General features: G+C 71.5%; 12 protein-coding genes. 3 read left to right on the top strand and 9 right to left on the bottom strand.

The genetic code is table 11. From position 1 onward, the window contains the following. Positions 1-86: 86 nt before the first annotated feature. Complete coding sequence (locus tag VM306_RS05000) at positions 87-677, bottom strand: TetR/AcrR family transcriptional regulator (RefSeq protein WP_325511356.1); 591 nt, start codon at positions 675-677, stop codon at positions 87-89. A gap of 88 nt (positions 678-765) precedes the next feature. On the opposite strand from VM306_RS05000, the gene VM306_RS04995 reads away from it, so the two are divergent. Further along, positions 766-1,494 (top strand): SDR family oxidoreductase, encoded by a 729-nt coding sequence (locus VM306_RS04995; protein WP_325511354.1) that lies wholly within the window; start codon positions 766-768, stop codon positions 1,492-1,494. 54 nt (positions 1,495-1,548) lie between these two features. Here VM306_RS04995 and VM306_RS04990 read toward each other — a convergent pair whose 3' ends face one another. The 4 genes from VM306_RS04990 to VM306_RS04975 form a co-directional block, all read right to left on the bottom strand. Continuing rightward, positions 1,549-2,616 carry a threonine aldolase family protein gene (locus VM306_RS04990; protein ID WP_325511352.1) on the bottom strand — a complete coding sequence of 356 codons (1,068 nt, stop codon included), beginning with the start codon at positions 2,614-2,616 and terminating at the stop codon, positions 1,549-1,551. Positions 2,617-2,636: 20 nt separating this feature from the next. Continuing rightward, positions 2,637-3,524 carry an SDR family NAD(P)-dependent oxidoreductase gene (locus VM306_RS04985; protein WP_325511350.1) on the bottom strand — a complete coding sequence of 296 codons (888 nt, stop codon included), beginning with the start codon at positions 3,522-3,524 and terminating at the stop codon, positions 2,637-2,639. Then, a complete protein-coding gene (locus VM306_RS04980) occupies positions 3,509-4,081 on the bottom strand; it encodes a helix-turn-helix domain-containing protein (protein WP_325511348.1) in 573 nt (190 codons plus the stop codon). Before VM306_RS04980 ends, VM306_RS04985 begins: the two co-directional genes overlap by 16 nt. 360 nt (positions 4,082-4,441) lie before the next feature. Beyond that, on the bottom strand, positions 4,442-5,620 hold the full coding sequence (locus VM306_RS04975) for a serine/threonine-protein kinase (RefSeq protein ID WP_325511346.1): 1,179 nt from the start codon (positions 5,618-5,620) through the stop codon (positions 4,442-4,444). Positions 5,621-6,213: 593 nt separating this feature from the next. Here VM306_RS04975 and map point away from each other — a divergent pair. Next, on the top strand, positions 6,214-6,993 hold the full coding sequence (gene map, locus VM306_RS04970; RefSeq protein ID WP_325511344.1) for a type I methionyl aminopeptidase: 780 nt from the start codon (positions 6,214-6,216) through the stop codon (positions 6,991-6,993). 21 nt (positions 6,994-7,014) lie between these two features. Here the strand turns inward: map and VM306_RS04965 are convergent, their stop codons facing one another. After that, positions 7,015-7,815 (bottom strand): GAF and ANTAR domain-containing protein, encoded by an 801-nt coding sequence (locus VM306_RS04965; RefSeq protein ID WP_325511342.1) that lies wholly within the window; start codon positions 7,813-7,815, stop codon positions 7,015-7,017. 252 nt (positions 7,816-8,067) lie between these two features. After that, on the bottom strand, positions 8,068-8,919 hold the full coding sequence (locus tag VM306_RS04960; RefSeq protein WP_325511340.1) for a LysR family transcriptional regulator: 852 nt from the start codon (positions 8,917-8,919) through the stop codon (positions 8,068-8,070). Positions 8,920-8,990: 71 nt separating this feature from the next. Between VM306_RS04960 and VM306_RS04955 the strand changes: the two genes are divergently transcribed. After that, complete coding sequence (locus VM306_RS04955; RefSeq protein ID WP_325511338.1) at positions 8,991-9,764, top strand: NADPH-dependent F420 reductase; 774 nt, start codon at positions 8,991-8,993, stop codon at positions 9,762-9,764. On the opposite strand, the gene VM306_RS04950 is transcribed toward VM306_RS04955, so the two are convergent. Then, on the bottom strand, positions 9,765-11,093 hold the full coding sequence (locus tag VM306_RS04950; protein WP_325511336.1) for an LLM class flavin-dependent oxidoreductase: 1,329 nt from the start codon (positions 11,091-11,093) through the stop codon (positions 9,765-9,767). A gap of 2 nt (positions 11,094-11,095) precedes the next feature. After that, positions 11,096-11,938, bottom strand: an 843-nt coding sequence (locus tag VM306_RS04945) for an ROK family protein (protein ID WP_325511333.1), incomplete at its 5' end; no start/stop codon positions are given.

Below are 11,938 nucleotides of genomic sequence, written 5' to 3'. Positions count from 1 at the left end.
TCTACCCCGTTTTATCGCGGTCCGGCTGGTGGGCCGGGTCACGTCATCCCGGCAAGGAGGTCATGTCGAGCGGACGCGGCCTTTGGTCAGGCCGGCCAGTTGCGCAAAGCGGTGTCGGCGATCCCCTGGAGGTCGGCACGGCTCACGCCGCTGGCGGCCTGGACCGCGATGCCGAACGCGACCGTCATGACGTACAGCGCGAGCCCGCCCGCGTCGGTCTCCGGCGGCAGGTCGCCCTCGTCGACAGCGCGCCGGAACCGCGTCTCGAGGAGCCGGCGGCCGTTGTTCCGCCACTCCGACAGGATCTCGCGCGCGGGCTCCCCGGACTCGCCCGCCGCCAACGACGCCTGCACGCCGAAGCATCCAGGCGGACCGTCCGGCTGGGTCGTCGTGCGCACCGCGCCGTTGAGGAACGCCGTCGCCACCTCGCGCGCGGTCGGTTTCTCGACCGCGCGCAACGCGTAGGAGGCGGGGCCTTCGTCGTAGCGTGCGAGCGCTTTGCGGAAGAGCTGCTCCTTGTTGCCGAACGCCGCGTACATGCTCGTCTTGGTGATGCCCATGGCGTCGGTGAGGTCGGCGAGGCTCGCGCCTTCGTAACCCTGTCGCCAGAACACCAGCATGGCGGCCTGCAACGCCTCGTCCGCGTCGAAGCCCCTGGGTCTGCCGATCGCCGTCACGCCCCCAGTCTACCCCTTCGGTACCGATCGGTCTGGAAGTGCTACGGTCGATTTCAGTACCGATCGGTACGGAAGAGGTGGAGGGGTAATGGCTCAGTTCGAGGGCAAGACGGCGGTCGTGACCGGTGGGAGCAGCGGTATCGGTCTGGCGGCCGCCCGGCGGTTCGCCGCCGAGGGCGCGCACGTGTTCATCACCGGCAGGCGCCAGGGCGAGCTGGACGCGGCGGTGGAGCTCATCGGCGATGCCACGGCCGTGCGGGGAGACATCGCCGACCCGGCGGACCTGGACCGGCTCTACGACGCGGTCCGCGCCAGGGGCAGGGGAGTGGACGCGCTCTTCGCGAACGCGGGGATCGGCGGGTTCGCCTCGCTGGAGGAGACCACCGAGGAGCACTTCGACCAGATCTTCGGCATCAACGTGCGCGGCACGCTGTTCAGCGTGCAGAAGGCGTTGCCGCTGCTCAACGAGGGTGCCGCGGTGATCGTGAACTGCTCGGTCCGCGCCGACGACGGCGTCGCGGAGTTCGGCACGTACGCCGCGACCAAGGCCGCGCTGCGCTCGTACGTCCGCACCTGGGCCAACGAGCTCAAGGGCAGGGGCGTCCGCGTCAACGCCATCTCACCCGGCACGATCGACACCCCCGCGCTCGCCGGCGTGTCCGAGGAGGCCAGGGCGGGCTTCGCGGCGGGGGTGCCGATCGGGCGGGTGGGGACGGCGGAGGAGGTCGCCGACGCCGTGGCGTTCCTCGCCTCGGACCAGAGCAGCTTCATCGTCGGCGCCAACCTCTACGTCGACGGCGGCGAGAACCAGCTCTAGTTGGGCGACCCGGCCCGTTGGCGAACTCACCCGGCAACGTTCCGGGCCACACCGCTAGCGCCCTGCCAGCTCCTCGCGGATCACGGCGGCGAAGCCGTCCACATCGGACTCGGTGGTGTCCCACGAGGTCATCCACCGCACCTCGCCCCTGGCGGTGTCCCAGTCGTAGAAGCGGACCTGCTTGCGGATGCGCTCGGCGGCGTCCGGCGGCACCGTCGCGAAGATCGCGTTCGCGGCGGTGTCCTGGGTGAAGGCGAGTCCGGGCAGCGACCCGTCGGCGATCCCGGCCTCCAGGGCCGCGCGCAACCGGGCGGCCATCGCGTTCGCGTGGGCGGCCGTGCGCACGCCCAGGTCGTCCTCGAACAGCGACAGCAGCTGCGCGGAGGCGAACCGCATCTTGCTGGCGAGCTGCATGGTGGCCTTGCGCAGGTACCGCAGACCGGTGGCGCGGTCCGGGTCGAGCACCACGACCGCCTCCGCGCCGAGCAGGCCGATCTTGGTGCCGCCGAGGCTGAGGACGTCCACACCCGCGCCGGTGGTGAACTCGCGGAACGGCACGCCGAGCGCGGCGGCGGCGTTCCACAGCCGGGAGCCGTCGACGTGCAGGGCCATCCCGCGCTCGTGGGCGAACTCGGCGAGCGCGCGGATCTCGTCCGGTGTGTAGAGCGTGCCCATCTCGGTGGTCTGCGAGATCGTCACGGCCAGCGGCTGGGCGCGGTGCTCGTTGCCCCAGCCCCACGCCTCGCGCGCGACGAGGTCCGGCGTCAGCTTGCCGTCCGGGCTCGGCACCGGCAGCAGCTTGAGGCCGGTCATCCGCTCCGGCGCGCCGCCCTCGTCGACGTGGACGTGCGCGGTCGACGCCGCGACGACGGCGCCCCAGCGCGGCAGCACGCTGGTCAGCGACAGGACGTTCGCGCCGGTGCCGTTGAAGACGGGGAAGACCTCGGCGCGCTCGCCGAAGTGCTCGCGCACGACCTCCTGCAGACGGGCGGTGTACACGTCCTCGCCGTAGGAGACCTGGTGGCCACCGTTCGCGGCGGCGATCGCGGCCATCGCCTCGGGCAGCACGCCCGCGTAGTTGTCGCTCGCGAAGGCCCGCCAGGCCGTGTCGTGGATCGTCATACCCGCCAGTATCCGTCCCTTCAGGACAGGACCGGTTCCACCCCGGTCAGCTCGCGGCTCGCCTCCCACAGCGCCGCGCCCGTCCGCGGGTCCGTCATGTGCGTGTGCGGCTGTTCGACGCGGGGAGCGCCACGCAGCCCGAACTGCCGTGGACCCAGGAGCTGGCCGCCTTCGACGCCGGGGTCGAGGACCGCGCGGACCGCGGGCCGGGCTCCGGCGTCCTTGCCGTGCAGCAGAAGTCCCGCGGGCAGGCCGAGCAACCGCGTCGCGGCGGAGCGCGAGTGCACGCCGGGGCGGGACGGGGTCAACGAGTCCAGTGCGCCGCCGGGGTGGACCACGATGCTGCGGCAGGTGCTGCCCGCGGCGCGCAGGCGGCGGTCCAGCTCGAACCCGAAGCTCATCTGGGCGAGCTTGGAACGGCCGTAGGTGCGCTTCGGGTCGTAGGCGTCCATCGACTGGAGGTCGTCGAGGTCGAGGCGCTCCGACCGCGCCGCGAAGCTGCCCGTCGTGATGATGCGCGCGCCGGTGAGCAGCGGCGCCAGCCAGTGCGTGAGGGCGAAGTGGCCGAGGTGGTTGGTGGCGAACATCAGCTCGTGGCCGTCGACGCTCTCGCGGCGCGGCGGTGTGTCGAGCGCGATGCCCGCGTTGAGCACCACGGCGTCGAGGTGGTCGAGCCCGACGGCGTCCGCCGAGGACTTCAGCGACGACAGGTCCGCGAGGTCCAGCGGCACGTGCCGCACGGTCGCGTCCGGCGTGCCGGCGAGGATCGCGGCACGGGCGGCCGCGGCTTTCGCCGCGTCACGAGAGCCCAGGGCGACGGTGGCGCCGGCCGCGGCGAGCTGTTCGGCGACGAAGTAGCCGATTCCGGCGTTGCCGCCGGTCACGAGGACGTTCACAGCCCTGGCCATCCCTTCTTCAGGTGCTCGAACGCCTCCGCGAGCGCGGCTTGGCGGTCGGGTCTGGCGGAGGCGAGGTCCGGCGTCTCCAGGACGTAGCGGGCCAGCACGTGCAGGGAGTCGTCCGGTTCCGCACGCCCGGCGGCCTCGGCGAGCAGGACCGCCAGGGTGTCCTGGCAGGCGATCCAGACCGTGCGCGCGTAGGCCCGGAGGGCGGGAGTTCCCATGATCAGGTCCATGCGCCGCCGGTACTCGGCGGGAAGGTCGTCGGCGAACGGGGCTCGTGCCGCGAAGAACGCGTGCAGTGCGTCCAGGGCCGAGACACCGCCGGCGCGCTCGCGGACCGCCGTGGTCAGAGAGGCCGCCCGTTCGGTGCTGTCGTCGAGGACCAGGGCTTCCTTGCCGTTGGGGAAGTGCGCGAACAGCGTCGCGACCGCGGTGTCGGCGGCCTCGGCGATCTCCTTCACCGTCACGTTGTCGTAGCCGCGGGCGAGGAAGAGCTCCAAGGCCGCGTCGGCCAGTGCCTTCCGCGTCATCGCCTTCTTGCGGTCGCGCCGCCCCGGTGCCATGACGACACTTTAAATCAGAACCGTTCCGAAACTGAATTCATTCTGGTTTCAGGCGTGGTAACGATGTGAGGGATCGTCACGATCCGTTGTGTATGGGGCGACGGGCAGTGCAGGTCGAGTGGGAAGAGCCAGTCCGGGTCCGGTGTCTGGCGGTTCTGTTCCTGACCATCGCGGTGGTGCACAGCGCGCTCGCGGCGCTGGAGCACGTCGCGTGGCCGGTTGTCGTGGCCATGGCGTGCTTCGGCGGCACGATGCTGCTGGAGCGACTGCTGGTGGCGTGGGGAGTGCGCCGACGCGACGTGGCCCGGCGCATCCTCGGCGAAGGACTCGCCGCGCTCCCGTACGTCAGCCGTCGTCGCCCTAGTGCGATCCCTTGCCCGGCGCCTTCGCGGGTCCCTGCCCCTTGTTCGGGTTCTTCTGCTTCTCGTCCTTCGGCGTCGCGATCTCCGGACTGGCGTCGTCCTTCTTCACGGCCTCGACGGGCACGGTGACGACCTGCGTCTGGGTCTCGACCTGGACTTGGACCTGGGTCTGCGTCTGCGGTGAGTTCACGACGGGAGCCCCCGTCGTGACGGGAGCCCCCGTAGTGACGGGCGCGGCCGGCGTCGGCGCGGACTCGGCGGGTGGTGGCGAGGGCAGCACGACGGCGGCGATGCCCACGGCGGCGAACAGCGCCACCACGATCGGGCCGACCACCGCACGATGCCGGCGCGCGATCGCGACGGCGCGCGTGGGCGGCTCGCTCGACTCGCTCGGCTCGCGCAGAGCCCGCGCGCACTCGGCGGCGGAGGGGCGGCGGCGCGCCGACAGCGACGTCATCAGGGTCAGCAGCCGGTGGAGGTTCGCGGGCAGGTCGGCGGGAATCGCGGGCCGGCGGTGCAGGCGCGCGACCGCGGCCTCGATCTCGCTGCCCTGGTACTCGCGGTGCCCGGTGAGGCATTCCAGCAACACCAGACCGAGCGCGTAGACGTCCACCGCACCCGTGAGCTCCTCGCCGCGCACCTGCTCCGGCGAGAGGTACGCGGCCGTGCCGACCACCTGGTCAGGCCGGGTGAGGCGAGTGGTGTCGACGACCCTGGCGAGCCCGAAGTCGGCGAGGTGCGTGTTGTCGTCCTGGTCCAGCAGCACGTTGGACGGCTTGACGTCGCGGTGCACGACACCCATCGCGTGCACGTAGGCGAGCGCGTCGGCGAGATCCGCACCGATCCGCTTCACGTCGTCGACCCCGAGAGGACCTTCGACGATCCGGTCGCGCAACGTGCACCCCTCGACGAGCTGCAGGACGACGAACGGCGTGCCGTCACTGGTCCCGGCGTCGTGCACCTGCACCAGACGCGGGTGCGAGAGCGAGGCGAGCGTCTTGATCTCGTTGTCGAACCGGCGCTCGTGCGAGAGTTCCGTCCCCGCTTGGAACAGCTTGACCGCGACGTGGCGGTGCAAACGCTTGTCCCAGGCGCGGCGGACCTCGGCCATGCCGCCTGTGCCCAGTACGTCGGCGAGCTCGTACCGGTCCGCGAGCACGAGGTCTTGGGCGGGCATGGTGGCCTTCCGGTCGTCGATCAGCTATCTGCCGTGTTCCCCCGGATCAAGATCGTCAATCTTCGGCCGTCGAGGTGAGAGGAGGTTTTGATCACTCGGGACCGTGGGCTGGTGTGTGGCTGGCGTGGGTCGGCTGGCGTCGGTTCCAGCGGAGGGGTCGCCATTTGTCGTGACTCGTCGCGTTCCAGCGTGGTTGCGTGGGCAGTGTCGACGCCGGGTTGGTCATCGCCGCTTCGCGTCGATAGCGAGTGGGGCTTGACTTCGGGGCCCTTGCGAGGCGCTTCATCGGGCGGACAAGGTCGGACGCTCCGCGCCCGCCCGATCCCGGCAAGGTGGCACCTCGCACCCAAAGTCAAGCCCCAATCGCGGATCGTCGCGCGGCGGCGATGAACACCCACTCGTCGACACTGCCCGAGGGACCACCCACGCAAGGCGACCACTCGCACGGCCGGTGACCCCTCCGCTAAAACCTGTGCCAGCCACGGCATGCCGACCCACGCCAGCCACCGCAAGCAGACCCGACTGGTATTTCTATACCGCTCCAGCTAGGGTGCCGGTATAAAAATACCGGTTCCGCCGATGTGAGGTACGAAGTGATCGAACTGAAGTCGCCCGCCGAGATCGAGCGCATGCGCGTGACCGGGCGCTTCGTGGCCGAGGTGCTCACCGAGGTCCACCGGATCGCCGACGTGGGGGTCAACCTGCTCGACCTGGAGCACCACGTGCGCGGCATGATCGAGCGTCGCGGGGCCGTGTCGTGTTACTGGGACTACGCGCCCTCGTTCGGTGAAGGTCCGTTCCGCAACGTCATCTGCTTGTCCGTCAACGATGCCGTGCTGCACGGGTTGCCGCACGACTACTCGTTGCGGGACGGGGACGTGTTGTCCGCGGACTTCGCGGTCATGATCGACGGGTGGGCCGCCGACTCGGCGCGGACGTTCGTCGTCGGGGGTGCCGCCGAGGAGGATCTTCGGCTCATCCGTGCCACCGAGGAGGCGTTGGAGGCGGCGATCGGTGCCGCGCGGCCCGGTAACCGTGTCGGTGACATCTCTGCGGCGATCTGGGCTGTGGCGCAGGACTACGGGTATCCCGTCAGCACCGAGTTCGGTGGGCACGGCATCGGGCGCACCATGCACGAGGACGTGCACGTGTCCAACAAGGGGAAGGCCGGGCGTGGTCTCGTGCTCAGGACTGGGCTGACCCTCGCGCTCGAGCCCTGGTTCTGCCGCACGACCGACCGGATCGTCTACGACGAGGACGGGTGGACCATCCGGTCTGCCGACGGGTCGCGCACTGCTCATTCCGAGCACACCGTGGCCATCACCGACGACGGGCCCGTGGTGCTCACGCGGCGCGAGTCGGAGGGTGTGTGACGAGGTTCTCGTTGTGTGGTCTCAGGACTTCGCGACTGACTTCAGCAGCTGTGCCGCCACGTCGCGGAGTTTGGTGTTCGCCCGTTGTGACTGTTCCACCAGCGTTCTGAACGCCTCGTCCGCGCTGCAGGCGTGCACCGCCATCAGCACCCCCTTGGCCTGGTCGATCACGGCGCGCGACTCGATGGCCCGCTCCAGGTGCTTGACCTTGTCGCGTGAGTGCGCCCAGCGCTGTGCGTTGGTGATCGTCGCGGACGCCGCCGAGGTCAGGAGGCGCATGAGTCCCTCGTCGAACGGGTCGAACGCCGTCGCGGTGTAGCTGTAGACGGTGAGGGTTCCGATGTGGCGGACCTCGGCGTCGTTCGACTCCGGGAGGACCACCGGCACCGACAGGTACGCGCAGACGCCGGCGGCGAGGGCCGCGGCCTCGAACTCGGGCCACTGCTCGCGGTGCTCGCCGATCACCGCTCGCACGGGGACGAGCTCGCGCGCCGACTCCAGGGACGGTCCGCGGCCGGCCTCGTACTGCACCTCGACGAGCTTGACGAGGTCCGGGTCCGTCGCCGCGGCGGTGCGCGGGTGTTCGGACGTCACGACGGACACCGTCACCGCGTCGGCGTCGGGCATGGCTCTGGCCGCGGTCTCCGCGACCCGCGTCAGGGCGTCGTCGAGCGACTCCTCGCCGGTGACGGCTTCGTGCAGGTGCGTCAGTGCCTCGGTTGTCTCATCGAGGCGTGCCAACGGATCGGGGCGGTCGCCGTCCAGCGATCGCACGGAACCTGTCTGCACGTAGTCGGCCATACCGCCGTGCTCCTCAGTCATCGGTGGAGTCCACGACGCCGACTTCTTGACGCTCGCACAGCGCATACTAAAGGCACCGGCCACTCCGACCCGGACAGCGGCGGGCGTAAACCGGTGTGAGAACCGGCACCGGCGACGGGGTGCTGGAGTGTTCAACATCCCGCGCCGATGCCGGCCGCCCGTCCGAAGGCGGGCCTTCCAGTGCGTACACGCGCGTGTACGGCGTCCCTTCAGTACCCCGGCGGCGCCGACCTCAAGCCAGGCGATCAAGGGTCAGTGCCAGTCGGCGAACGCGGCGACGTACGACGCCACACATGCCTCGGGTGTGGCGAGTGATGTCACGACGTGGCCGTCGACCTCCAGCGGGGGATCGAGCGGCAGTTGCCGCAACCGGGGCGAGTCGCCGCCGAGCTGTTCGGCGGGCATCAGCGTCCAGCCGCGCGGGTCGCTGCCGACCTCGAACAGCACGGCGAGGAGGTCACCGGACGGCAGCCGTTCCGGTGCCAGGGGAAGGGCGGCGACGATCGCGTCGAACAGCGGTGGGTCGACCTCGCGGGCGGGCAAGCGCAGACCGTCCGGGTCCAGGTCGCAGAGCCTGACGGCCGCGTCGCCGGCGGCGGGGTGCTTGCGCGACACCACGACGTGCAGCGGTTCGGACCACGCGTGCGCCGCCGTCACGGTGGTGCTGCTGAACGCCCCGCGGACGAGCGCGACGTCCAGTTCCCCGGCGCGGACGGCGTCGACGCGCGCGCTGACCGGGAGGGTGACGAGGTGCGGTTCGAGGACGCGGTCGCCCTCGCGCAGCCGGGCGAGGGCGCGGTCGAGGCGGGGCGTGACGCAGGAGGCCACGCCGATCCGCAGGCTCGCGTCCAGCTCACCGGCCACCAGCCGCACCCTGGCCGCCGCCGACAGAGTGTCCCTCGCCGCGGCGAGGACCCGTTCGCCCGCGGGGGTCAGCCGCACGGTCCGGGACGTGCGGTCCAGCAGCCGCACGCCCAGCTCGCGTTCGAACCGGGCGATCTGCTGGCTGACCGCGGACTGCACGATCCGCAGCCGCTTCGCCGCGTTGCCGAAGTGCAGCTCCTCGGCGACCGTCACGAAGTACTGCAGCGTTCTGAGCTCCACGCTCCCAGATCTATCACACGATGTGATCGCTGCGTTCTCCGCTTGATCGTTGTTCGTCCTGGCCGGCGCCGGTGGGATGGAGGCAGAACACCGAACGGAGAACTGACATGACCACCTCCACCCTGGGCATCATCGGCACCGGAACCGTCGGAGCCGGAGTCGCGCGGCGCGCCGTCGACGCGGGCCTCGACGTCGTGCTGAGCAACTCGCGCGGCCCGGAGACGCTCACCGGCCTCGTCGAGTCGTTGGGCTCCCACGCCCGTGCCGCCACACCTGCCGAAGTCGCGCGCGCGACCGAGGTGATCCTCGCCGCCGTGCCGTTCGGCGTGCACGAAAGCCTTTCCCGCGAGGAGCTCGCCGGGAAGATCGTCATCGACCCGATGAACTACGTGGTGACCGACGCCTGGCGCAGGCCGGAGCTGGACGGCGACGAGCTGACGTCCAGCGAGCTCGTCCAGCGGCACCTCTCCGGCTCGAAGGTCGTGAAGGCGTTCCACTCGATCGGCTCTCCGCAGATCGCCCAGCTCTTCCGCGACAAGGGCGCCGCCGACCGCAGCGCGCTGCCGATCTCCGGTGACGACGCCGTGGCCAAGAAGGAGGTCGCCGATCTCCTCGACGTGCTCGGCTTCGACGCGGTGGACCTGGGCCCGCTGGCCGAGAGCTGGCGCAGCGAGCCCGGCACACCCCTGTACGCCACGCCCTACGTGGGCGCGCCGACGGCTGATCTCACCCCGGCCGAGTGGGTCGCCTGGGTCCAGTCCGCGCCGGGGGTGCCGGTGTCCGCGGCCGAGGTCGAGCGCCTGGCCGCGGAGACCGTGCGCGGCCCCGCCGGGTTCCGGTGGTGATCAGACGCTGACCCTGCTGTAGCGGCTCGCCGGGCGGGGCAGGCCGTAGTGGTCGCGCAGCGTGCGGCCGGTGTACTCGGTGCGGAACAGGCCGCGCGCCCGCAGCAGCGGCACGACGTGGTCGACGAAGTCCTCCAGCCCGGACGGCAGCAGCGGCGCCATGACGTTGAACCCGTCGGCCGCGCCGGTGGTGAACCACAGCTCGATGTGGTCGGCGATCTGCTCGGGCGTGCCGGCCACGACCTGGTGCCCGCGGCCGCCGCCGAGCCTGCCGAGCAGCTGCCGCAACGTCAGCCGCTCCCGTTCGGCCAGGTCGCGGACCAGCTCGAACCGGCTCTTGGCGCCGTTGACGCGGCTGACCGGCGGGAACGGCGGCAGCCGCTGGTCGAGCGGGTGATCGGTGAGGTCGATGCCGATCAGCTCGGTCAGCTGCCGCACCGCGCGGGCGGGGATGATCAGGTCGTCCAGCTCGGCGGCGAGCGCGGCGGCCTCGGCCTCCGTGCCGCCGAGCACGGGGACGATGCCGGGCAGCACCTGGAGGCCCTCCGCCGGTCGTCCGGCCTCGGCCACACGGCGCTTGAGGTCCGCGTAGAACGCGGTGGCCTCGCCGTGGGTCTGCTGCGCGGTGAACACGGCCTCGGCCCACGCGGCGGCGAACGCCTTGCCGTCCTCGCTCGACCCCGCCTGCACGAGCAGCGGATGTCCCTGCGGGCTGCGCACGGCGTTGAGCGGGCCGCGCACCGAGAAGAACTGTCCTTTGTGGCCGATCTCGTGCACCTTGGTCTCGTCGGCGAAGACGCCGGACTCCCGGTCGACGACCAGGGCGTCGTCCTCCCACGAGTCCCACAGCGCCGTGACGACGTCGAGGAACTCACCGGCACGCCGGTAGCGCTCGGCGTGCTCGGTGTTGACCTCGCGGTTGAAGTTCTGCGCCGACCGGTCCTGGGCGGTGGTGACGATGTTCCAGCCCGCGCGGCCGCCGCTGATGTGGTCGAGCGAGGAGAACAGCCGCGCGAGGTTGTACGGCTCGCTGAACCCGGTGGAGGCGGTCGCGATCAGCCCGATCCGCTCGGTGGCCTGGGCGAGCGCGGTCAGCAGCGTGATCGGCTCGAACCGGTTGGCCGTGCTGTGCCGCACGTCGCCCCAGATCTGCACCCCGTCGGCGAGGAACACCGAGTCGAACGTGCCGCGCTCGGCGATCCGCGCCAGGTTCTGGAAGTGCGCCACGTCGTCGAGCGCGCGGGGGTCGGTGCGCGGGTGCCGCCAGGCCGCCTCGTGGTGGCCGACGCCCATGAGGAACGCGTTGAGGTGCAGTTCGCGTGCGGACAACTTCAGACTCCCAATCGGATCGGGTTGCGGATGTTCAGGGGGTCGGCGTACACGGCGTCCAGCTGCACGGCGCCCGCCGCCACGCCCAGCACGTCCGTGCCGAAGCTGCTCGCCAGCACGGCCGACGCCGAGGGGCACACCCGTGAGGTCGCGGCCACCTCCGCGCGCAGGGCGGCGGCGCACTCGGGCAGCTGGATGACGCCCAGTTCGGTGACCACGACGACGTCCGGGTTGATGATGTCGACCAGCGCCGCCGCCGCGCGGGCGACGACCTTGGCGCGTTCGACCAGCAGCGCGGTGGCCGCCTCGTCACCGCCGACGGCGGCGTCGGTCAGGTCCACGATGGACGGTCGGTCGATCACGCCCTCCCGGTGGGCCCGCCAGGCCCAGGCGCGGTCCGACACGGTGGCCTCCAGGCAGCCGTTCCGGCCGCAGTGGCAGCGGATCGCCGGGTCGCCCAGCGCCAGGTGCGCCACCCCGCCGGCCGCCGAGCGCGCGCCCCGGTGCGTGCCGCCGCCGGTGATGATCGCGGCGTCCACCACGTTGCCGACGAACAGGTGGACCAGGGACTCGTGGTGGCCGGCCGCGCCGAACAGCTGCTCGGCCCGCGCCAGGGCCCGCGCGTGGCTGTCCACCAGCACCGGCAGCCCGGTCCGGGCGGAGAGCAGGTCGCGCACGGGCACGTCGCGCCAGCCGAGCGAGGTGTGCTCGACCAGCACGCCCGGCTCGGTGTCGACCCAGCCGCCGGTGGCCACGCCCAGGCCGAGCGGGACGCGTCCCGGGAACTGCTCGGCGTGCAGCCGGACCAGGTGGTCGGCGGCGTTCGCCAGCACCTCCTCCGGGTC

It is taken from the genome of Lentzea sp. (genome assembly GCF_035525475.1).
Classification (GTDB): Bacteria; Actinomycetota; Actinomycetes; order Mycobacteriales; family Pseudonocardiaceae; genus Lentzea.
The sequence above is the reverse complement of the archived record's forward strand: the minus strand, read 5'-3'. Positions and strand labels throughout refer to the sequence as shown.